The 21,644-nt window shown below is 65.9% G+C and carries 20 protein-coding genes; 13 read left to right on the top strand and 7 right to left on the bottom strand.

The window, feature by feature from the left end:
* The first annotated feature begins 94 nt into the window (after positions 1 to 94).
* The 4 genes from B5X69_RS14890 to smc all read left to right on the top strand — a co-directional run bounded on the left by B5X69_RS14890 (position 95) and on the right by smc (position 5,787).
* Entirely contained in the window at positions 95 to 664 is a 570-nt protein-coding gene (locus B5X69_RS14890) for a DUF721 domain-containing protein (protein ID WP_079639513.1), read from the top strand.
* A 19-nt stretch (positions 665 to 683) separates the two neighbouring features.
* A complete protein-coding gene (locus B5X69_RS14885) occupies positions 684 to 1,409 on the top strand; it encodes a thioredoxin domain-containing protein (RefSeq protein ID WP_079639491.1) in 726 nt (241 codons plus the stop codon).
* Positions 1,410 to 1,441: 32 nt separating this feature from the next.
* The gene (locus B5X69_RS14880; RefSeq protein WP_245798759.1) at positions 1,442 to 2,194 is read left to right on the top strand and encodes a thioredoxin domain-containing protein; all 753 of its coding nucleotides are present in this window, start codon (positions 1,442 to 1,444) and stop codon (positions 2,192 to 2,194) included.
* A 149-nt stretch (positions 2,195 to 2,343) separates the two neighbouring features.
* Complete coding sequence (gene smc, locus B5X69_RS14875) at positions 2,344 to 5,787, top strand: chromosome segregation protein SMC (RefSeq protein ID WP_079639490.1); 3,444 nt, start codon at positions 2,344 to 2,346, stop codon at positions 5,785 to 5,787.
* Position 5,788: 1 nt separating this feature from the next.
* On the opposite strand, the gene ubiA is transcribed toward smc, so the two are convergent.
* The 4 genes from ubiA to B5X69_RS14855 form a co-directional block, all read right to left on the bottom strand.
* The gene (gene ubiA / locus B5X69_RS14870) at positions 5,789 to 6,697 is read right to left on the bottom strand and encodes a 4-hydroxybenzoate octaprenyltransferase (RefSeq protein WP_079639489.1); all 909 of its coding nucleotides are present in this window, start codon (positions 6,695 to 6,697) and stop codon (positions 5,789 to 5,791) included.
* A 64-nt stretch (positions 6,698 to 6,761) separates the two neighbouring features.
* Positions 6,762 to 7,430, bottom strand: a complete 669-nt coding sequence (locus B5X69_RS14865) for a TadE/TadG family type IV pilus assembly protein (RefSeq protein WP_079639488.1) — start codon at positions 7,428 to 7,430, stop codon at positions 6,762 to 6,764.
* Positions 7,427 to 7,966: a TadE family protein gene (locus B5X69_RS14860; protein WP_139375813.1), complete on the bottom strand. Its 540-nt coding sequence runs from the start codon at positions 7,964 to 7,966 to the stop codon at positions 7,427 to 7,429. Before B5X69_RS14860 ends, B5X69_RS14865 begins: the two co-directional genes overlap by 4 nt.
* Positions 7,967 to 8,019: 53 nt before the next feature.
* A complete protein-coding gene (locus tag B5X69_RS14855) occupies positions 8,020 to 9,963 on the bottom strand; it encodes a TadE/TadG family type IV pilus assembly protein (protein ID WP_079639511.1) in 1,944 nt (647 codons plus the stop codon).
* A 207-nt stretch (positions 9,964 to 10,170) separates the two neighbouring features.
* On the opposite strand from B5X69_RS14855, the gene B5X69_RS14850 reads away from it, so the two are divergent.
* From B5X69_RS14850 to B5X69_RS14830, 5 genes are all read left to right on the top strand, one after another.
* Complete coding sequence (locus B5X69_RS14850; RefSeq protein WP_079639510.1) at positions 10,171 to 10,929, top strand: 16S rRNA (uracil(1498)-N(3))-methyltransferase; 759 nt, start codon at positions 10,171 to 10,173, stop codon at positions 10,927 to 10,929.
* Between the two features lie 49 nt (positions 10,930 to 10,978).
* On the top strand, positions 10,979 to 12,352 hold the full coding sequence (locus B5X69_RS14845) for a glutamate--cysteine ligase (protein WP_079639486.1): 1,374 nt from the start codon (positions 10,979 to 10,981) through the stop codon (positions 12,350 to 12,352).
* A gap of 130 nt (positions 12,353 to 12,482) precedes the next feature.
* Entirely contained in the window at positions 12,483 to 13,121 is a 639-nt protein-coding gene (locus B5X69_RS14840) for a 50S ribosomal protein L25/general stress protein Ctc (protein ID WP_079639509.1), read from the top strand.
* 69 nt (positions 13,122 to 13,190) lie between these two features.
* A complete protein-coding gene (pth, locus tag B5X69_RS14835; protein ID WP_079639485.1) occupies positions 13,191 to 13,760 on the top strand; it encodes an aminoacyl-tRNA hydrolase in 570 nt (189 codons plus the stop codon).
* A complete protein-coding gene (locus tag B5X69_RS14830; RefSeq protein ID WP_079639484.1) occupies positions 13,757 to 14,167 on the top strand; it encodes a GNAT family acetyltransferase in 411 nt (136 codons plus the stop codon). Before pth ends, B5X69_RS14830 begins: the two co-directional genes overlap by 4 nt.
* Positions 14,168 to 14,185: 18 nt before the next feature.
* On the opposite strand, the gene B5X69_RS14825 is transcribed toward B5X69_RS14830, so the two are convergent.
* A complete protein-coding gene (locus B5X69_RS14825; protein WP_139375812.1) occupies positions 14,186 to 14,845 on the bottom strand; it encodes a CAP domain-containing protein in 660 nt (219 codons plus the stop codon).
* Between the two features lie 166 nt (positions 14,846 to 15,011).
* Here B5X69_RS14825 and ychF point away from each other — a divergent pair, with 166 nt between their 5' ends.
* Entirely contained in the window at positions 15,012 to 16,109 is a 1,098-nt protein-coding gene (ychF, locus tag B5X69_RS14820) for a redox-regulated ATPase YchF (RefSeq protein ID WP_079639482.1), read from the top strand.
* Positions 16,110 to 16,218: 109 nt separating this feature from the next.
* Here ychF and B5X69_RS14815 read toward each other — a convergent pair whose 3' ends face one another.
* Positions 16,219 to 16,602: a MerR family transcriptional regulator gene (locus B5X69_RS14815; protein WP_079639481.1), complete on the bottom strand. Its 384-nt coding sequence runs from the start codon at positions 16,600 to 16,602 to the stop codon at positions 16,219 to 16,221.
* A gap of 41 nt (positions 16,603 to 16,643) precedes the next feature.
* Here B5X69_RS14815 and B5X69_RS14810 point away from each other — a divergent pair, with 41 nt between their 5' ends.
* Both B5X69_RS14810 and B5X69_RS14805 read left to right on the top strand, forming a co-directional pair.
* Positions 16,644 to 17,378, top strand: coding sequence for a glutaredoxin family protein (locus B5X69_RS14810; RefSeq protein WP_245798758.1), 735 nt, complete (start codon positions 16,644 to 16,646; stop codon positions 17,376 to 17,378).
* Positions 17,379 to 17,413: 35 nt separating this feature from the next.
* The gene (locus B5X69_RS14805) at positions 17,414 to 18,754 is read left to right on the top strand and encodes a hypothetical protein (RefSeq protein WP_079639507.1); all 1,341 of its coding nucleotides are present in this window, start codon (positions 17,414 to 17,416) and stop codon (positions 18,752 to 18,754) included.
* A gap of 77 nt (positions 18,755 to 18,831) precedes the next feature.
* Here the strand turns inward: B5X69_RS14805 and B5X69_RS14800 are convergent, their stop codons facing one another.
* Positions 18,832 to 19,842 carry a DUF2167 domain-containing protein gene (locus B5X69_RS14800; protein WP_079639480.1) on the bottom strand — a complete coding sequence of 337 codons (1,011 nt, stop codon included), beginning with the start codon at positions 19,840 to 19,842 and terminating at the stop codon, positions 18,832 to 18,834.
* A gap of 166 nt (positions 19,843 to 20,008) precedes the next feature.
* On the opposite strand from B5X69_RS14800, the gene B5X69_RS14795 reads away from it, so the two are divergent.
* The gene (locus tag B5X69_RS14795) at positions 20,009 to 21,580 is read left to right on the top strand and encodes an alkaline phosphatase D family protein (RefSeq protein ID WP_079639506.1); all 1,572 of its coding nucleotides are present in this window, start codon (positions 20,009 to 20,011) and stop codon (positions 21,578 to 21,580) included.
* Positions 21,581 to 21,644: the final 64 nt, after the last annotated feature.

The raw sequence follows: 21,644 nt of genomic DNA, 5'->3' as shown, positions 1-21,644 counted from the left end.
GCGCGACGCACCGGTGGCCTATTCGCTTTTTCTGGGCCTTCCTTCTTCCGCCTCATCTGGACGCTCACCCCCCGACTGTGGCATGGCGGCGCCCATGGCGAATGCTGGCAGCGAAGGCCCCCCCGCCAAGGCGGCGAAGGCGAAAAGGAGCGCAAAGGCGAAGGCGACCGCGCGCCCCTATGAGCGACCGCGCGGCGGCGAGGCTCGCGCGATTTCCGACCTCGTCCCCGAAATTGGACGCACCGCGTTTCGGAAATTCGGCTTTATCCAGTCGTCGGTGGTCAGCCGCTGGCGCGAGATCGTCGGCGCAAAGCTGGCCGACGTTACCCAGCCTGCGATGATTCGCTTTCCTGCCGGGCAGAAGGCGGGCGGCACCCTCCACCTGACGATCAGCGGTGCGCATGCGCCGATGCTCCAGCATGTCGCGCCCGACATCATCTCCGCCGTCAATCGCTTCTTTGGATATGCCGCCATCGCGCAGGTGCGCATGACGCATGGCCAAATAGTGCCGCGGGCGCCCGTTCAGCCGCCCGCAATGCTGAAGCCCGTACCCGCCGAACTGGGGGACAGTCTTCGCGACATCGGCGATCCCGAGCTTCGAACCGTGCTCGAACGCATGGCCGCGGGGCTCGCCGCGCCGCCAAAGCTGCCGCGGATCAGTTGATAGAAAGACCGGCTCGACCATGTTCGCTATTGCCATCGCATCGCTGCCCCGCCGCGCCGCCGTCGCAGCGCTCTCCGCCGCCGCGCTTGCGCTGCTTGTCGGTGCCGCGCCGGCCAAACCCACGGGCCCGCGCTGGTCGGCAACGGTCACCGAAAGTGGGATCGGCGCCTATAGCATCGGCAATCCGCAGGCGAAGGTGAAGCTGGTCGAATATTTCAGCTACACCTGCTCGCATTGCGCCGAATTTGCAAAGGAAGCGGGAGTTCCTCTCAAGACCCAATATATCGACACGGGGCTTGTCCTGTTTGAATATCGCAACCTCATTCGCGATCCGCTCGACATGACCGCGGCGATGCTCGCGCGCTGCGGCGGACCCAAGGCGTTCGCCGCCGATCACCAGGCGATCTTCGCCGCGCAGGCTGCATGGCTCGGCAAGGCAGCGAAGATGACGCAGGCGCAGCAGGCGCCGTGGTATCAAGGCTCGCTTGGCGAGCGGACGCGGCGGATGGCCGCCGACACCGGGCTCGACGTGCTGATGCGCGCGCGCGGCTATACGCCTACGCAGCTCAATAGCTGCCTCGCGAGCGGGGTCGCCGAGGCCGAGCTGATGGGGATGACCACCATCGGGGCGAACGCCGACAAGGTTGAGGGGACGCCGACCTTTTTCGTCAACGGCCGCAGGGTCGAAGTCGGCCACTGGGCCGATCTCAAACCGATCCTCGACGCCGCGCTCAAGCAGAAGTAAGACAACCCCAATACAATCAGACGGAGAAGACCGTGCCCAAGACCTTGCCCACGCTGCGCATTGCGCTCCTCGCCTCGCTCGGCGCCTTCGCGCTCGCCGCTTGCGGCGACAGCAAGACCGACCCAGCCAAGGAACAGGAGGTGATCGCAAAGGTCGCTGCTCCTGAAGGCAAGAGCTGGTCCGACGTGGTGGCCGTCAGCCCCGAGGGCGGGCATGTGATGGGCAACCCCGATGCGCCGATCAAAATCATCGAATTCGCGTCGCTGACCTGCCCGCACTGCGCCGATTTCGCGGCGGAGAGCCATGACGAACTGAAGCGCGACTTCATCGACACGGGCCGCGTCAGCCTCGAACTGCGCAACTTTGTGCGCGACGGCGTCGACCTCACCGCTGCCGCAATCACCCATTGCGCGCCGCCCGAACGCTATTTTCCTTTGACTCAAAGCACCTTCGCCTCGCAGGCGCAGATTTTCGAAGCCGCACAGGCCAATCCGCAAGGCTTCGAGGCGGCGATGAAATCGGCGCCTGCGGTGCGTTTCCAGCAGATCGCCAAGGCCGTGAAGCTCGACGCGTTCTTCCAGTCGCGCGGCATGACCGGTGAACAGGTGAACGCCTGCCTTGCCAACCTCGATGGCATCAAGAAGCTGGAGGACAGCACGAGCGCCGCGCAGCAGCAGTACAACCTTCAGGGTACGCCAACCTTCGTGATCAACGGCCAGGTCGCCGAGGGCATCACCTCCTGGCCCCTGCTTCGCGACCGCCTGCGCATCATGGGTGCGCGCTGACCGCTCTTCCCTCCCCGCACGGGGAGGGGGCTTTCCCGTCTCAAGCCCCTTGCGACTCCCCCGCCTGCACGGCATGACGGCGCTTTAGGGGGATATGTGACGCAATCGTTGCACAGCCTGCAATTCGGTGATCTGCACGGGAGCTCTTCGTGCAGATAAAGCGGCTGCGCCTGACGGGATTCAAAAGCTTCGTCGAACCCACCGAATTGCGCATCGAGCCCGGGCTGACGGGCGTCGTTGGCCCCAATGGCTGCGGCAAGTCGAACCTTCTGGAAGCGATTCGCTGGGTGATGGGCGAATCGAGTCCCAAGTCGATGCGCGGCGGCGGCATGGAAGATGTGATCTTCGCCGGCACCTCGTCGCGCCCGGCACGCGACTTTGCCGAGGTTGCGATCCATTGCGATACCGAAGGCGCGCTTGTCGCCGGTCTCTCCGACGCGAGCGAGGGGCGCGAGCTCGAGATCATTCGCCGCATCGAACGCGGCGCGGGTAGCGCCTATCGTGCCAATGGCCGCGACGTGCGCGCAAAGGACGTCGCGCTTATCTTTGCCGATGCAGCGACCGGCGCGCACAGCCCTGCGCTCGTCAGTCAGGGCAAGATTGCCAACGTTATCGCCGCCAAGCCGACCGATCGCCGCGCGATGCTGGAAGAGGCTGCGGGTATCGCCGGTCTCCACGTGCGCCGCAAGGACGCCGAGCAGAAGCTGCGCGCCACCGAGACAAATCTTTCGCGTCTGTCGGAGATCGTCGCAGACATGGAGGTGCGCGCAAACGCGCTCCGCCGCCAGGCTCGCGCTGCTGAACGTTATCGCAAGCTGAGCGACGAGATCCGCGGCGCCGAAGCACGGCTGATCTACGCGCGTTGGCGCGACGCCGCCGCCGCCGCCGATCAGGCGCGCCGCGATGCCGACGCCGCCGAAGCGGCGGTGAGGGCGGCGCAGGAGGAGCTGGAAACGCTGTCGCGCGCGCAGACCGAGGTCGCGACACGGGTAGGATCTGCACGCGCCGACGCGCAAGCCCAGCGCGATGCCCTCGCCGAGGCGACCGCGACGCAGGTTCGCCTGGCCGGCGAGGAACGCGCGGCGCGCCAGAGGATCGACGATCTGACGGCGCAGCAGGCGCGGCTCGCCGATGACCGCGAGCGCGAGGGCGAACTCGCGCGCGACGCGCACGATGCCCTGACCGCGCTCGATGCCGAGAGCAAGGACCTCGCGCAGCGCATCGCCGCGCACGACGCCGGCAAGGCCGCGCTCGTCGAGGCGCATCAGGCTGCGCAGGCGCGGCTGCGCGATGCCGAGGTCGCGCTCGCGCAGGCGCGCGCCAAGGCCGCGAGCGAGGCCGCTGACCGGCGCGTCGCGCTGGGCGCCCGTGACAGCGCCGAAGCGGCAGTGCGGCGGATTGCGAGCGAAGGCGCGCGCGTCGAGGCTGACGTCGCGGCCCTCGGGGAAAGCGCTGCGCTTGCCGCGGACGTCGAGGAGCGCGCGCGCGCCGCCGCGCGCGCCGAGGCCGCGATCGCAGAAGCCGAAACCGCGCTCGCCGAGGCCGAGGCGGACCGCGAAGCTGCCACCACCGACCTCGCAGCGGTCGACGCCGGTCTTGCCGAGGCACGCGCCGCGCTCGCTGCGCTTGAAGGCGAGGCCGAAACGCTGCAGCGCGCGCTCGCCGCCGCGCGCAGCGACGCCGACCGGATTCTCGACCGGATCAAGGTGAAGCCGGGTTACGAAGCCGCGCTCGCCGCCGCGCTGGGCGACGATCTCGACGCCGGGACCGACGCCGATGCGGCGCGCAGTTGGCGCGGTGCCGATGCCAGCAAAAATGATCCGCTCCTTGCAACGGGCACTCGCGCGCTCGCCGAGTTCGTCGATGCACCGCCGGCGCTCGCGCGCCGTCTTTCCCAGGTTGCGGTCGCCGAAGGCGACACGGGTCAGCCGCTCGCCGTCGGCCAGCGTCTCGTGACGCTGGGCGGCGTGATGCGCCGCTGGGACGGCTTCGTGACCCGCGGCGACGGCGCGACCGCGAGCGAACGGTTGCAGCGGCAGAACCGCCTCGATGCCCTCGCCGCGCAGCGGCCGGAGGTCGAACTTGGCGTCGAGGAACTGCGCACCCGGCGCGAGAGGGCCGCCGCGACGCTCGCAGCGCGCACCGAGGCGGCAGCGGCGGCGCGCAAGGCGCTCGCCGACGCTGATGAGGCGCGGCGCGGCGCGCTGCGCGCGGCGGATCAGGCACAGGCGGCGCTCGACCGCCACCGCGATGCTGCCGCCTTGTTCGCTGGTCGCCTCGCCGAGATCGCGGCGGCCGCCAAGGAGGCGGAAGAGCAGCTCGCAGCGCATGAGGCGGCGCTCGCAGCGCTCCCCGACGAGACGATCGCTCGTGCTGCCCTCGACGGCGCCGAGGCCGATGCCGAACGGGCACGAAGCGACGCCAACGCGGCGCAGGGAGCGCTTGCCGACCATGACCGCGCGCTCGCAGCGCTCAGCGAACGTCAGGCAGTCGTCAGCGCCGAGATCAAGAGCTGGAAGGCCCGCGCAGGCGAGGCCGCGCGCCGCGTCGCCGACATGGACAAGCGTGCAGGCGCGCTCGCGACCGAGGCCGAAAAGCTTGCCAGCCTTCCCGGCAAGCTTGCCGCCGACCGCGATGCCGCCGAGGCACAGCAGTCGGCGCTGCGCGAGAAGGTCGCCGAAGCCGAGTTGCGCGAGCGCGAGGCCGAAGCGGCACTGCGCGAAGCCGAGACCGCGCTCACCACCATTCGCGAGCGCGTCGCCACGGCGCGCGAGACCCGCGCCGGGGCGGTCGCGCGGTCCGAGAACGCCGAACTCCGCCGCGTCGAAATGGGCCGACTGTCAGGCGAGCGCTTCGAATGTCCCCCCCCGCTCTTGCCCCAAAAGGCGGGTTTCGAGAGCGACAGCGTCGGGGATGCGGGGGCCGAATCGGCTCAGCACGACCGGCTGATCGCCGATCGCGAGCGGCTGGGTCCGGTCAATCTGGTGGCGGCAGACGAGCTTGCAGAACTCGATATCGAACGCGAGAAAAATGCCGCGGAAATCGAGGAACTGCAGCAGGCAGTGAATCGCCTTCGCGGTTCGATCGGCAATCTGAACCGCGAAGGCCGCGTCCGTCTCCTCGCTGCATTCGAGGCGGTGAACGCCCATTTCCAGCGCCTTTTCACCACATTGTTCAACGGTGGACAGGCGCATCTCGAACTCGTCGATTCCGACGATCCGCTCGAGGCCGGTCTCGAAATCATGGCGCAGCCGCCCGGCAAGCGCCTTGGCACGCTCACCCTGCTTTCAGGCGGCGAACAGGCGCTGACCGCGGTGGCACTGATCTTTGGCCTCTTCCTTACAAACCCGGCGCCGATCTGTGTCCTCGACGAGGTTGATGCGCCGCTTGACGATGCGAATATCGAGCGTTTCTGCGACCTCCTCGACCGAATGAGCCGCGAGACCAACACCCGCTACCTCATTGTCACGCACAATGCGGTGACGATGGCGCGCATGCACCGCTTGTTCGGGGTAACGATGATCGAAAGGGGCGTCAGCCGGCTTGTCTCGGTCGACCTCGGCGGCGCTGAGGAATTGCTCGCGGCCGAATAGGCTAGCCTGCGCTTCCCACCACCAGCATCGCGGCGAATATGAGCAGCCCTGCGAAGCGGTTGCTGCGGAATTTTGCCAGTGCGTCGGCGCCGCTCGCGGGCTCGAGCGTCGCGACCTGCCCCGTCAGGTGCAGCGCAGTGGGCACCAGCGCGACGAACACAAGCGGGTCGGGACGCACACTCCACAGCGCCCCTGCCCACAAGAGCAGCGCAGTCGCGTAGCAAAGCGCGACCCCGGAGCGTACCTGCGTTCCCATCGCGCGTGCACTCGACTTCACACCGACGAGCGCGTCATCTTCGATATCCTGCAGCGCGTAGATGGTATCATAGCCGATCACCCACGCGATTGATCCCGCGTAGAGCAATGGAAGCGCGAGACCATCGCCCCCGCCGACTGCAATCCAGCCGACCAGCGCACCCCAGCTGAACACCAGGCCCAGCCACGCCTGGGGCCACCAGGTGATCCGCTTCATGAAGGGGTAGGCGGCGACCAGCGCAAGGCTCATAACTGCGACGATCTGCGCAGGCCGGGGCAGTTGCAGCAGCACAACCAGTCCGACAAGCGACAGCAAGAGCGTCCACAAGAGCGCATTTCGGACCGACACCGCTCCGCTCGCAACCGGACGCGACGCGGTTCGCGCAACCTTTGCGTCGAGGTTGCGGTCCACGATGTCGTTATAGACGCAGCCAGCGCCGCGCATGACAATCGCGCCAAGGAGCATCCAGAAGAAGAGCGGCCAGTGGCTCTGCGCACCGCCGCCGAGTGCAAGCCCCCAGGCGCAGGGCCAATAGAGGAGCCACCAGCCGATCGGGCGATCGAAGCGCGCGAGCAAAGCATAGGGCCGCATCGCGGCGGGAAGCAGGGCCAGGAATCCCTGGTGCTGGCTGTCGGGAGGATGCGCCGCGGTCATCGTGGTGGGCGATAGCAGCCGACGCGCTCGTGATAAATGCCTGATTGGCGCCAGACAGCGGTCGTCAGGAACAGCTCGACTTAGTCGCCGCGGGCGAGGGATTGTAGACTTGGCTCAAGTCGCGCGCTTCGCGGATGTTGAACGCAGCCGTCGACCGGATCGTCCTGGTGCCGAGCCACTTGCCGTAGAGAAGCGGCTGATATTCATAAACAACCTCGACGAACATCACCGCCGTCCCCGCCGCCGCGGTGACCTCTGCACCCTCAGGGCCCATGCCCGGAAAGTCGGTCCCGCTTTGCCCGTCGCCCTCCGTCCCATAGCTTGAATCGACATTGAGGTCGCCGTAGCATCGCTGCCAGTGGATCCATTGCCCGCCGTCGCTGTTGCGCTCGAGACTCGACAGAATGATTCGGCCGTGCTGTTCGAAATGCAGATTGCCGGCCTGTTTCTCGACCCCCGCGAACACATCGTTGATGTCGGCTTCACGCACCTGCGGCTGCGCCAGATTGCTGCCTGCGGCAATGCGGGAGGCGTTGTCGGCGGTGTTGAGCCCGAGCTGGCTGATGCGCGTATGGGTGAGCGTCAGATTGGCGATCTCGAGCCCTCCGAAGCCTAGCAACACCAGAAAGGGAATGGCGAACGCCATTTCGATGATGACGGCCGCCCGAACGTTCCGCGCGAATTGTGCGACTAGGGCGCGAAATCGGCGCCGAAGGTGAGCGCGGGCGGTCATGGGCAGCTGTCCGGCGCGGCGTCCGAGCCCGAGGCGAACGGCTGGTTGCGAAGCACCGTCGTATAGGACAAGGTCACCGACTGTGGCTGGCCGAGCATCCGCCACACGGGGAGGACGCGGTCGTACGTCATCGAGACGGTGTAGAGGACGATATCATCCGCACCGCCATTGCCGGTGCGCCCGCGATCGGGATCCCAGCGGCCGTTGCCATTACTGTCGTCATAGCATTCGCCAGCGTCATAGCTGCCGTTGCCGTTGGCGTCGGTATAGCGCTCCTCGACACCGACCTGACTGAACTGGTCATAAGCTTTGCGGCTGAATTGTACATCGGCCTCCCCGAACACGCGCAGCACCTGTTCGCGAACGCGCGTGTCGAGCACAGTCTGGTCGTCCGCGAAGGTTTCGAGCGTTGAATCTCGTCCGGCTTCGCTGACCGCGCCTTGCAGCACCTGCTGTGCGTACATCTGCCACGAATAGTCAAATATACCCATAAGGACGAGCATGAAGAGGGGTGCCGTCAGCGCGAACTCGACCATCGCAACCGCTCGACCATCGCAGTACAGACGACGCAGAAGGGCAGTCACCCGTATCACTGCGACAGCCTCAGCTTGGAAATCTGGCGCGCGATCGACTGGAAATTCTCGTTCAGCTCTTCCGAATCATCGGCTTCATAAGCCTGCCCCGAGGATGCGCATTTGTTAAGATTGGCGTTGCTGCCGACCCCGAAGGAGACGACCCAGATGGTGATGCCGCGGTCGCGCGCAGCCCTGCAAAGCTGGACGAAACGGTTGTTATGGCGCGAAATCGCATTGTCATCGCTGGTCGCGCCGATCCGCTGCATCGTCGATTCATTGCCTTGATGCGACAGGTTGGACCGCGGCGTCATCATGTCGCCATCGGTCATGAAAATAATGTGCCGGCTGATTGGCCGGCCATTGTCGGCGGTGGCATTCTCGCTCTTGAACAGACCGGTAGGTGACATCAGCCGCGCGCCCCACGCCATGCCGGCGTCGTGATAGGTATAACCCTTGGGCTGCAGCGAATTGATATAGTTGGCAAAGGTGTCGGCGTCATCCTTGGTCATCACGGTCAGATTCATCGCCGGCACCGGGCAGGCGGCATAGTCGCCACCCTTTTCAGCAAAATTTTTATAGTCGCTCGACGAGGTGAACTCGCCTCTCTGACCGCGATCGAAGGTGACTGCGGGCAGGAACAGCTTCCATTTGGTGTCATCGGAGTCGTCACCGACATTGGTCGGCTCCATGTCGATGTCCATGTCATAGGCGTCAGCGGGCGCAGTCTCGGTAGGACCAAACGGCGTGGTATAACGCTCGATGATGCAGCCTTCCCAATAGGTCGAAATGTCGGTCCCACGATCGCCCGTATCCGACTTCAGTGCTTCGCCGAGTTTCGCCCGGCTGACGTCGAATGTGAAATCGATATATTGGTATCTGTTGTCGAACACGTCCGTCTTCGTTTCGGTCACCGTGGTGGTATAGGTCCGCGTGAAATAGGAGTTCTTGTAGCGCAGCCTGCACTTGTTATTCGACCACACATATTGTTGCTGGCCGCGATAGATGTAATCCTGCTCGGTCCGATAAGTCGTGACGCGCGTGTCGCCGCTTTCATAAACGCCGGTGCGGTTATAGTCGGGCGACCCGCTTGGACGCGGGCTGTCCGTGTCGGGAACGAGCGCTGCGCAGTCCGACGAGTTCCGTATGCCCGACACACTGCCTCGTTCGGTCGTCCAGTCGCGATCGGTCGTGATGGGCCCGTCCGAATATTCGTCGGAAACGTCGGTCGTCGGATCGGCATATTCCTTGCGGAACACCGCCTTGCGCGTCGGCAGCTTGACCTTATCCGACAACCAGTCTGGATTTTTTGCCATCAGGATGGCGCCGACATTGACCGATGAGCTGTATGGAACGACCCCGAATCGTAGCCGTCCGTCGCCTATGTCAGCATCCGTCAACGTTCCGAAGAAGTCGATCGCCGCGGTGCGCAGCCCCTCAATCTTGGTGACAGTATCGCTGCCGTTGGCGCGCGACATCGAACCCGTCACGTCGAGCACCAGCATCACGTCGACGTTGGAAATCTCGAGCTTCGCCGTGCAGTTGACGGTGAGGTCGAACTGGGTCTTGCCGAATATGTGCATCAGCGCAGTCGGCAGAACGGCGCTGGCGGTGCCGGTGACGTCCGAATTACCCGACGCCTGCGACGCGAAGCCGATATTGTGACTGCCGTAGCTGTTGGCCGGATAATTGAAATTGAACATCTTGTCGGCTTCCGCCTGGGCGGCCGAATCATAGGTGCCGCCCGCCATCGCGCGGCGGCCGGCGAGCACGCCCGCGTCGCACGCCTGCTGAAGGCGCAGCTCGGCCATATAGGCGCGCCCGATATCGACCGCAGAACCGACGAAGCCAATCAGCGGCACAACCGCCGCGGCCGTCAGGAACATGGCGTTGCCGCGCTGGTCGCGAAGCAGCCTGCTCGCGCCCTTTTGGAAACGACGAATGGTGGTGGTCCCTCGCATCGCCTCAATCACCCCCCAAGGACCAGGCACGCGGTCCACTCAGATGCGCGGCTGGTATCGTGCACCTAAGCCCGAACTGCTTACCAAAAGGCTAATCGGATGCGGGCTGGAACCATCGATCACGCACGATTCCGCTCCGAATCGAAACAAAAGGCGCGCCGCCACGCCGACTGGGCAAAGCGGCGCGCATCGGCTATTCCGCGCGCTATGCCCGCCACACCAGCCTGGCCGCCCGCCAGTACGCCCCGTCTGTTCATCGATCAGCCCCTCGGTGCGGAAAGCGCGCTGGCGATCGACGGGACGGCGGCGCATTATCTGCTGCACGTCATGCGCGCAAAGACGGGCGATCCGCTGCTCCTTTTCGACAATCGCAGCGGCGAATGGCTCGCCAGCATCGCCGAGACGGGAAAACGCACGCTGACCGTCCGGATCGAGCGTCAGACGCGCCCGCTCGAACGCGTGCCCGACCTCTGGCTCTGCTTCGCGCCGGTCAAGAAGGCACGCCTCGACTGGATCATCGAGAAGGCAACCGAGCTCGGCGTCGCGCGTCTGCAACCGGTCATCACCGAGCGTACTATCGTCGAGCGCGTCAAGCGCGAGCGGATCGAGGCGCAGATCGTGGAAGCATGCGAGCAATGCGGCCGCACCGCACTCCCCGAACTCGCCGAGCCTGTGAAACTGCCGCAGCTCCTGAAAGACTGGCCCGCGGAACGCACACTTCTCTTCGCCGACGAGGCGGGGGGTATTCCGCTGACCGATGCCGGCGCGCCCGCTCCAGCCGCGATCCTCACGGGACCCGAGGGAGGCTTCACCGACCGGGAGCGCGAAGCGCTGCTAGCGCATCCCGCGGTACGCCGTATCGCGCTCGGTCCCCGCATTCTGCGCGCAGAAACCGCTGCCATCGCCGCAACCGGCATCTGGATGGCAGCCTATGGCGATTGGGGCACGAGCGGCCCGGACCCGTGATGCAATCACCCACTGGTCAGATCGCTCGACGCACCCTAAATGCTCGCGCATGAGCACGCGGCAGGTTTCAGATCGAAACGATCCCATCATCGAAAGCCGCGACCAGCTCGCGGCCCCCATGGCGAAGGGCGAAAAGCCTCGCGAGATGTGGCGCATCGGCACCGAGCACGAGAAATTCGTCTATCGCACCAGCGACCATAGCGCCCCGTCTTACGACGAGCCCGGGGGCATCCGCGACCTTTTGATGGCGCTCACCCGCTTCGGCTGGGAGCCGGTGATCGAGGGCGGCCACGTCATCGCGCTCGCCGGCAGCGACGGCACGGTCAGCCTCGAACCCGCGGGGCAATTGGAGCTTTCGGGTGCGCCGCTCGAAAATCTCCACCAGACCTGCGCCGAAACCGGCCGGCATCTGAAGCAGGTGAAGGAGGTCGGCGCCGAACTCGGCCTCGGCTTCCTCGGCCTCGGCATGTGGCCCGACAAGACGCGCGCCGAGCTGCCGGTCATGCCCAAGGGCCGTTACAGGATCATGCTCGACCATATGCCGCGCGTCGGCAGCATGGGCCTCGACATGATGCTGCGCACCTGCACGATCCAGACCAACCTCGATTACAAGAGCGAGGTCGACATGGTGCAGAAGTTCCGCGTCAGCCTGGCGCTTCAGCCGCTCGCGACCGCGCTCTTTGCTTCCTCACCCTTCACCGAGGGGAAGCCCAACGGCTATATGTCGTACCGCAGCCACATCTGGACAGACACCGACCCCGCACGCACGGGCATGCTTCCCTTCGTGTTCGAGGACGGCTTCGGCTATGACCGCTATGTCGACTATATGCTCGACGTCCCGATGTATTTCGTCTTCCGCGACGGCCAATATATCGACGCTGCGGGGCAGAGCTTCCGCGACTTCCTGGAGGGCGAACTGCCTGCACTCCCCGGCGAGTTGCCGCGGCTTTCCGACTGGACCGACCATCTTTCGACCGCCTTCCCCGAGGTGCGTTTGAAGAGCTTCCTCGAAATGCGCGGCGCCGACGGCGGGCCGTGGAACCGCATCTGCGCGCTTCCGGCCCTTTGGGTCGGGCTGCTCTACGACCAGAGCGCGCTCGACGCCGCCTGGGATCTGGTGAAGGGATGGACCATCGAGGAGCAGCAGATGCTGCGCGATGCGGTGCCGCGGGACGGCCTCGACGCCCCCGCACCCGGCGGCGGCACCGTCGGCGACCTTGCGCACAAGGTGCTCGACATTGCGGCGGCAGGTCTTGCAGCGCGCGGCGAGGTCAATTCGATGGGCGATAATGAAGTCGGCTTCCTCGAACCGCTCCGCCGCATCGCCAAGAGCGGCAAGTCCCCCGCGCACGACCTGCTCGACCGTTACGAAGGGCCGTGGGCGCACGACCTGTCGAATATCTACGACGAACTCAGCTTCTGAGGGCCTGCGCCGGCGCGCTTCTTCGGACCTGCCCTTGCAATTTCGCGCGGCGCCCGCTATGCGCCCGCGCTTCCGCCATGGTCATCCCTGGAGGCGTGGCGGACTGTGCAATCTGTTTCGGAGAAAAATGATGAGCGACCAGCTGGTGCTGTCGGCCGAGACGCGTGAACGCGGAGGCAAGGGAGCCTCGCGCGAACTGCGTCGTGAGGGCCGGGTCCCCGCCGTTGTCTATGGCGGCAAAGAAGAACCCCTGATGATCCACATCGAGGAAAAGCTGCTGATGAAGCAGCTGATGACGGGTCACTTCATGAACTCGGTTGTGATGATCGAGGTCGGCGGCAAGACGATCCGTACGCTGCCGAAGGACGTCGCTTTTCACCCGGTCAAGGATCGCCCGATCCACGCCGACTTCCTGCGCATCGCCAAGGATGCCAAGGTTCAGGTCGCGGTTCCGGTCATCTTCCAGAACGAAGACGCCTCGCCGGGCCTGAAGCGCGGCGGCGTGCTGAACATCGTTCGCCACGAACTGGAACTCGTCTGCGAAGCGGACAAGATTCCCGACGAGATCGTGATCGACGTTACCGGCTTCGACGTTGGCGATTCGATCCATATCAGCAATGTCACGCTGCCCCAGGGCGCCGAAAGCGCGATCACCGACCGCGATTTCACCATCGCCACCATCGTTGCCCCGTCGGCGCTCAAGTCGAGCGACGGCGACACGACGAAGGATGCGGGTGAAGGCGAAGCCGAAGGCGGCGACGAAGCCTGATCCAATCGGACGAGGCCCCTTCCCTGCTGAGGGAGGGGGCTTTTTCCGGACCCCGGGAAAGGCAATATCATGCAGCTCTGGGTCGGCCTCGGTAATCCCGGGCCTCAATATGCGATGCACCGCCACAATGTCGGCTTCATGGCGGTCGACGTCATCGCCGACATGCACGGCTTTGGTGCGCCTGCGAAGAAATTCCAGGGCTGGCTGCAGGACGGCCGCATCGGCCGCGAACGCGTCCTGATCCTCAAACCCGCAACCTTCATGAACGAAAGCGGTCGCAGCGTGCGCGCTGCAATGGATTTCTACAAGCTGACGCCGCAGGACCTCACCGCTTTCTATGACGAACTCGACCTCGCCCCGATGAAGGTCAAGGTGAAGCGCGGCGGCGGCGCGGCGGGGCATAACGGCATCCGCAGCATGATCGCGCACATCGGAGACGATTTCCGCCGCGTGCGGATCGGCATCGGCCATCCGGGGCACAAGGACCGGGTGACCGGCCATGTGCTGGGCAATTACCACAAGAGCGAGGTCGAACCGCTGACCGACCTTCTGGGTGCCATCGCCGCAGAGGCGCCGTGGCTCGCCGAGGGCGACGATGTGCGGTTCCAGAATGATCTCGCGCTGAGGCTGCAGCCGTGATCCTGCTGCGCCCCGCCACGGCGGGCGACGCCGAAGCCGCGATCGGGATCTGGCAGGCGTGCGGGCTGACGCGCCCGTGGAACGAGCCGCGCGCCGATTTCGCACGCGCGCTGGGCCATGACGCCGCGACGATTCTTGTCGCCGAAAATGATGCGGCGATCGTCGGCACGGTCATGGCTGGCTTCGACGGCCATCGCGGCTGGATCTATTATCTCGGCGTGCTGCCCGACTGCCGCGGCACCGGGATCGCGCGGCGCCTGCTCGATGCGGCGTGCGACTGGCTGCGCGAACGCGGCTGTCCGAAGGTCGAGCTGATGGTGCGCGACGGCAACCCCGCAGCGGCACTCTACGAACGCCTCGATTGGGAATGGCAGCCGGTTAAGGTCTTCGCCCGGTGGCTGACGTAGCGAAACCCGGCGGCGCGCCTAGGGCGCCGCGGGGCTGCGCCGGGGCGGCGGCGGCGCGCTGCCGTCGGGGGTTTCGGAAAGCTCGATGACGCACATGCTCCGCCATTCAGGATGCGGGCCGCAGGCGACCCCCGCATAGCGATAGCGCGCCGACAGCAGCTCGAAACGGTGGCCGCGCCCCGGAACGCCATCGTCGACGAGCAATTGGCGGATCACCGATTCGGGGTCGCCGTGGCCGTAGGTGATGACCTCGCTGACATAGCGGCCCCCGCCGCGCGCCACGAGCCGCGCGGGCGGATTGCGGCCGCGCGAATAATGCCCAACCTCCCCCGAGCGCGATTGCGCGGCGACATGGTCGGCCGCCGCCAGCGCGAGCAGCCGCCCTTCGCGCAGCTCCGGCAGCGGACCGGCGCGGCGCAGAGCCGTGATAGCCTCGTCGACGGGGCGCACGCCTTCGCGGGTCCGGACGTCCGCTTCGCCGTCTTCGCCATAGACGATCAGCCCGTCGATCCGGTCGCGATAGTCGAGCAGCCGCTCGCTATACTCGCCCGGATCGGCGCGCATCGCGTTGAGTTCGTCGAGCACCGCCGCCTCGAACCGCGATGCGCCGGTGAGCGCGAGCAGCATCAGCAGGCCGGCCATCGGCCGCGACAGAAGGGGGTTGGCGAGTGAGCCCATTTTCCCGCCCTAGCCCGCAGTGGATGAACCCACCGCAACGCGGACGCCACGGGCGGGGAGACACGCGCATCGCCGACGGCAAAGGGGCGAAGTTCCATCGCATCTGGAAATGGCCGCCCCCCCTCGCTAAGGGGCTGGCCTGTTTCCAGATCGATCGGATGATTTCATGGGTTTCAAATGCGGGATCGTCGGGCTGCCCAATGTGGGCAAGTCCACCCTGTTCAACGCGCTGACCGAGACACAGGCGGCGCAGGCGGCCAATTATCCCTTCTGCACGATCGAGCCAAATATCGGCAATGTCGCGGTGCCCGACGACCGGCTCGAAAAGCTCGCCGCCATCGCGGGCAGCCAGAAGATCATCCCGACCCAGCTCGCCTTCGTCGATATCGCGGGGCTGGTGCGCGGCGCGTCGAAGGGCGAGGGGCTGGGCAACCAGTTCCTCGGCAATATTCGAGAGGTCGATGCCATCGTCCACGTCCTGCGCTGTTTCGAGGACGACGACATCCAGCATGTCGAGAACAAGGTCGATCCGGTTGCAGACGCCGAGACGGTCGAGACCGAATTGCTGCTCGCCGATCTTGAAAGCCTCGAAAAGCGCGTCCCGGCCTTTCAGAAGAAGGCGACCGGCGGCGACAAGGAAGCCAAGGCTGCGGCCTCGGTCCTCGGCCAGGCGCTCGATCTGCTTCGCGCCGGCAAGCCCGCGCGGCTGACCGAGCCCAAGGACGTCGAGGAAGAGCGGATCCTGAAACAGGCGCAGCTCCTCACCACCAAGCCCGTCCTCTATGTCTGCAACGTCGAGGAGGCGAGTGCCGCCACCGGCAACGCCCACAGCGAAGCCGTCTTCGCGCGGGCCAAGGCCGAGGGCGCGCAGGCGGTCATCGTCTCCGCGGCGATCGAGAGCGAGCTCGTCGGCATGGACGCCGCCGAGCGCATGATGTTCCTCGAGGAAATGGGGCTGCACGAAACCGGCCTCGCGCGCGTGATCCGCGCCGGGTACGAGCTGCTCCACCTGCTGACCTTCTTCACCGTCGGACCGAAGGAAGCGCGCGCATGGACCGTGCATAAGGGCGCGACCGCACCCGAGGCGGCGGGCGAGATCCACAGCGATTTCCAGAAGGGCTTCATCCGCGCCGAAACGATCGCGTTTGAGGACTATGTCGCACTCGGCGGCGAAGCCAAGGCGCGCGAGGCGGGCAAGCTGCGCGCCGAGGGCAAGGCCTACGTCGTGCAGGACGGCGACGTGATGCACTTCCTGCATAGTTGATTCGGGTTTTTGCGGGAGAGGAAATCGGGCGCTCTCGCGACGGTTGATTTCCTAATTTGCCTCCCTGCGGCGAAGCCGTGGGAGGACTTCGGGCGCGAGGGCCGGTGCTCTACTGCTCGAACGCCGCCAGTATCGGGCACGGCCCCTTGTCGCTTGCCGCGCATTGATCGGCAAGGCGGGCGAGGGCGGCGCGGGCTTCAGACATCTGGGCGATCTTTTCGTCGAGCGCGGCGATTCGCTGGCGCGCCAGCGTGCGGACGCGGGCGCGGTCGTCGCTTTCCTCCAGCACGAGCAGTTCGGAAATCTCGTCGAGCGTGAAGCCCGCCGCCTGCGCCGCGCGGATGAACTTCAGGCGCCGGAGATCGTTGTCGTCATAGCGGCGGATGCCGCCGCTTCGCGCCGGTGTCCCGATGAGGCCGCGCCGCTGGTAATAGCGGATCGTTTCGACCCCGACCCCGCCTGCGGCAGCCAGTTTCCCGATAGTGAACGACATCGCTTGACTCCGTACCATGGTACAGACGCTATAGGGACAGCATGAAACAGGCAATCCTCTATCGCATGGTCATGCCCGACCATATCTGCCCCTTTGGCCTGAAGGCGAAGCATCTCCTGAAAAGCCGCGGCTTTGCGGTCGACGACCGCTGGTTGACGACGCGCGAGGAGACCGACGCCTTCAAGGCCGAACAGGGCGTCAAGACGACACCGCAGACCTTCATCGACGGCGTGCGGATCGGCGGCTACGACGATCTGCGCCGCCATTTCGGGCTGAAAGTCGCCGACCCCGACAGGGCGAGCTACACGCCGGTCATCGCGCTGTTCGCGATGACCGCGCTGATGGCGCTCGCCGCCAGCTTCGCGGTCGAGGGCCAGGCTTTCACCTTCCGGGCTGCCGAATGGTTCATCTCGTTCAGCATGATCGTCCTCGCGCTGCTCAAGCTGCAGGACGTCGACAGGTTCGCGACCATGTTCCTGAACTATGACCTGCTCGCGCGCCGCTGGGTGCCCTATGCGAGCCTCTATCCCTTTGCCGAGGGGCTGGCGGGCGTGCTGATGACCGCGCACGCGCTGCCGTGGCTGTCGATCCCGGTCGCGCTGTTCATCGGTACCGTCGGCGCGGTGTCGGTGGTGAAGGCGGTCTATATCGACCGGCGCGCGATCAAATGCGCCTGCGTCGGCGGCAGCAGCAGGGTGCCGCTGGGCTTCGTCTCGCTGACCGAGAATCTGATGATGATCGCGATGGCGGTGTGGATGATGCGGATATGGTTTTGACCGCCGCGCCCTTTTCGCTGCTACGGGACTGAATGATGCTGAAAACCTCTCTGCTGGCGGGGGCTGCGGCGCTCGCCCTCACCCCCTTGGCTGCCACGGCGCAGAATCATGGGGCGCACGCCGGTCACGCGATGCCGGCGGCGAGCCCCGAACCGACCCCCGAGCCCGATGCGCAGGACGACGCGGGCACGATGGACCATGCGGCGATGGGGCATTATGCGATGAAGCAGGACGCGGCCCTCCCGTCCGCCGAAGGGTCCGGCACGTCGCGGCTTCCCGGCAACGAGGGCGGGCACAGCGGCCTCCACCTGATGCCGGGCGACGACTGGATGCTGATGGCGCATGGCTTTGCCTGGGGCGTCTATACCGACCAGTCGGGGCCGCGCGGCGGCGACAAGGCCTATGTCCAGTCGATGCTGATGCTGTCCGCCGAAAAGGACACCGGCTGGGGGCGCGTCCAGTTCAAGTCGATGATGAGCCTCGAACCGCTGATGGCGAACCGCGGCTATCCCAATTTGTTCGCGGCAGGCGAATCCGCGGGGGGCGTGCCGCTCGTCGACCGCCAGCATCCGCACGATCTGTTCATGGAGCTTGCGGCGCGGGTCGACGTCGATGTCGGCGACAATGGCCGGCTGTTCCTCTACGGCGGTCCGGTCGGCGAGCCCGCGATCGGCCCCAGCGCCTTCATGCACCGCGGCAGCGCGCGCTATAATCCCGAGGCGCCGATCACCCATCACTGGTTCGATTCGACGCACATCACCTATGGCGTCGCGACGCTCGGCTATCAGACGCCGCAGGTGCAGCTCGAAGCCTCGCTGTTCACCGGGCGCGAGCCCGACGAAGAGCGCTGGGGCATCGAAAGCCCGCGCTTCGACAGCTGGGCGGTTCGCGGGACATGGACGCCCTCCCCCGAATGGGCGGTTCAGCTGAGCCATGCGCGGCTGAAGGAGCCCGAGGCGCTGCACGCGGGCGAGAACGAGCATCGCACCACCGCGAGCGTCCAGTTCGCGAACGGCAAGGGCCTGTCGGCGATGGCGGCGTTCAGCGCCAAGAACCGCGACCCGGGGGGCACGCTGACCGCATGGCTCGCCGAGGCCAACTGGGACATCGACAGGCATCACAGCCTGTTCGCGCGGGTCGAGAATGTGCGGAACGACGAGCTGTTTCCGGACCATGCCGACCCGCTGCACGACGTCGCCTTCCGCGTGACCAAATTCCAGGCGGGCTATGCCTATCGCATCCCGCTGACCGGCCCGCTGAACCTCGCGCTGGGCGGCAGCGTGGCGGCGTTCGCCAAGCCCGACGCGCTCGAAGCCGCCTATGGCAAGACGCCCGTGGGCGCGACGCTGTTCGCGCGGCTGTCGCTCGGACTATAGGCTTTCGTCATGGAGGCGAAGCGAAGCAATGACGATGGATGCCCCCGCCGAAGCTCGATCGGCCAAAGGATTATCTGCTACGCTTTTCGATCATCCTCGGCGGCCGTCGCGGGCGCTTCCCATTCCCACGCTTCGAGCGTCGGGTGGCGCCCGAAGAGGCGGCCGATGCGATTGCGCAGCACGACGAAAGCCCCGATGATCGCAATGAAGATCAGCTTGCCGAACTTGGCGAGAATAGCGAGCAGCCCGACCTTCTTCGCGACCGCTGCACCCGCGCCCGCCGCAACGAGTCCGGCGAGCCCATATTCGGCCTTTTCGTCCATCGACGGATCGAAGTCGGCATAGCGCGCCCCCGCGCGGAAACTGGCGACCTGCGCAAAGGTCCTTGCGGCTTCGTGCACCTCGCCGAGCTGGCTCATCCCGGCGATGATGTTCATGCTCAGCACGCCCGAGCGGCCGAGCAGACGGATGTCGTAGTTGAGTGCATCTTCGGAGGAGCCATCGAATTTGATATCGCGCGCCCAGACGAGCGAGTGCTTCGCGGCGTCATAGGTCGGCGCCTGCGCCCAGCGCTGGACGATGCCCGCGGGATAACCCTGTGCGCGGACGCTGTCGGCCTGCTCCTCGTCGCTTTTCCTCATGTCGGCGAGCAGGGCGTCATAATCGATCGTCTTGGCATCCTCGTCGGAGACATAGCCCGAGCGTTCGAAGGTGATCACCGCCGACCAGCTGTCGTCGACGAAGCTCTTGCCCTTCGGAAAGACCATGCCGAGCACATTGTCGGCGGCTTCTGGCGGATTGCGCCAGATATCGACGAGGATCGAGCGCGACTGGTCGGGGCCGACGAAATAATAACGGTCGCCAAGAACGAGATCGGCCTTTGCGACGTCGATCGGGATCGTGCCCGTCTGACGATTCAGCGACGCGAGCAGCCGTTCGGCGGCCGCCCGTTGCTGGGCCGCCGTGCTTTCCTGCGCCGAAGCGCTCGCTGCGAGCGCCGCTGCAGGAAGCATGGTCGCCGGCACGGCAGCAACCGCCAGAGCCGCCGCGAAGGCGAACGCACTGGTCCTTTCAGATGGCTTCTTCATCGCTTTCCCCCCCCTCAACCCGGCGATGCGAAAGTCTTTCAGACGCACGTCCCCGTGGCAAGCGACAAAGCAGCCGCCGCGATGCAGGCAATGGGCATCCCGTTCGCGCTCGGCTATGCCGCTCGGTGCCGAGTCGACGCTTCGGCGCCAGCCTGCAGGAGCCCCCATGGTCAGCCGCCGTCACTTCCTCGCCACCGCAACCCTCGCCGGCCTGTCGGCGCCCGCGATCCTGCGCGCCGAGGGCGGGCTGTTCCGCGATTTTCCCTTCAGCCTGGGCGTCGCGGCGGGCGATCCGTCGAGCGACGGCTTCGTCATCTGGACCCGGCTCGCCCCTGAGCCGATGGCGCCGCACGGCGGCATGCCGCTCGCGCCGGTGCCGGTCGAGTGGGAGGTTGCGAGCGATGGCGGTTTTCGCGACGTGGTGGCGAAGGGAACCGAGCTTGCGCATCCCGAACTCGCGCACAGCGTCCATGTCGAGGTCGGGGGGCTCAAGTCCGACCGCCCCTATTATTACCGCTTCACCGCCGCGGGCGAGCGCAGCCTGCGCGGCCGCGCGCGCACGCTTCCCGCGGTCGGCGCGAGCGTCGACACGCTGAAATTCGGCGTCTGCGGCTGTCAGCATTTCGAATCGGGCTTCTTTGGCGCCTACCGCCATCTGGCCCGCGAGGATCTGGCCTTCGTCTATCATTATGGCGATTTCATCTATGAATATAGCCAGGACTATCTGTTCACCGACGGACTCCCCAGCCGGCCGGTGCGCAAGAACGCGCTGCGCAACCTCATAGACCTGTCCGATTTCCGCACCGCCTACAGCCAGCAGCTCGGCGACATCGACCTGCAGGCGGCGCGGTCCAGCCACGCTTTTCTGTCGAGCTTCGACGACCATGAGATCCGCAACGACTGGGTATCGGACCGCGACAATTGGAAGCTGGGGCTCGACGCCGAAGACCCCGACGCGCCCCCGCCCGAGGTCTTCATGCTCAAGAAGCAGGCAGCGATGCAGGCGTGGTACGAGCATATGCCGGTGCGCCGCGCGCTCTTGCCGCGCGGCGGCATGGTCGCGCTCAACCGCGAGCTGCGGTACGGAAATCTCGTGTCGATGCAGCTCCTCGACACGCGGCAGTATCGCGACGACCAGCCGTGCGGTGACGGCTTCAAGCCCGCCTGTCCCGGCGTCTTCGACAAAAACGCGCAGGTGTTGGGGAAGGCGCAGGAGGCGTGGCTCGCCAAAAATCTCGGAGAAGGCGGGGCGAGGTGGAACGCGATTGCGCAGCAGGTGACGATGATGTCGCTCGACCGGCGGCGCTTTCCGGGCGAGAAGCAGAAGATCCTGAACCTCGACAGCTGGGCGGGCTATGAGGCGCCGCGCGAGCGGATGCTGGCGCGCCTCGGCGGCGTCAACAACGCGGTCGTGCTGACCGGCGACGAGCATCAGAATTTCTGCGGCGACCTGATCCTCAAGGACAAGGTCGTCGCGGGCGAGTTCGTCGGCACTTCGATTTCGAGCGGCGGCGACGGGAGCGACAAGCGGCCCGGCACGGACGAGTGGCTGGCGCGCAACCCCGAACTCAAATTCGCCAACGACCAGCGCGGCTACATGGTCTGCGAGGTGGGGCGCGAGGCGTGGCAGACCCACTTCATGGTCGTCGACAAGGTGTCGACCCCCGTGAACACCCTCTCGAGGCGCGCGACGGGGGTGATCGAAAATGGCGTCGCCGGCATCAAGATGTCGGCGTAGATTTCAAGATCCCAGCGGGCGCGTCTTATCCGGAGTCGCCATCCCCCTTCGCGGCTCGGCTTCG

Source organism: Sphingopyxis flava, from assembly GCF_900168005.1.
Classification (GTDB): Bacteria; Pseudomonadota; Alphaproteobacteria; order Sphingomonadales; family Sphingomonadaceae; genus Sphingopyxis; species Sphingopyxis flava.
Note: the sequence above shows the minus strand (reverse complement) of the source record. Positions and strands in the feature narration are given on the sequence as shown.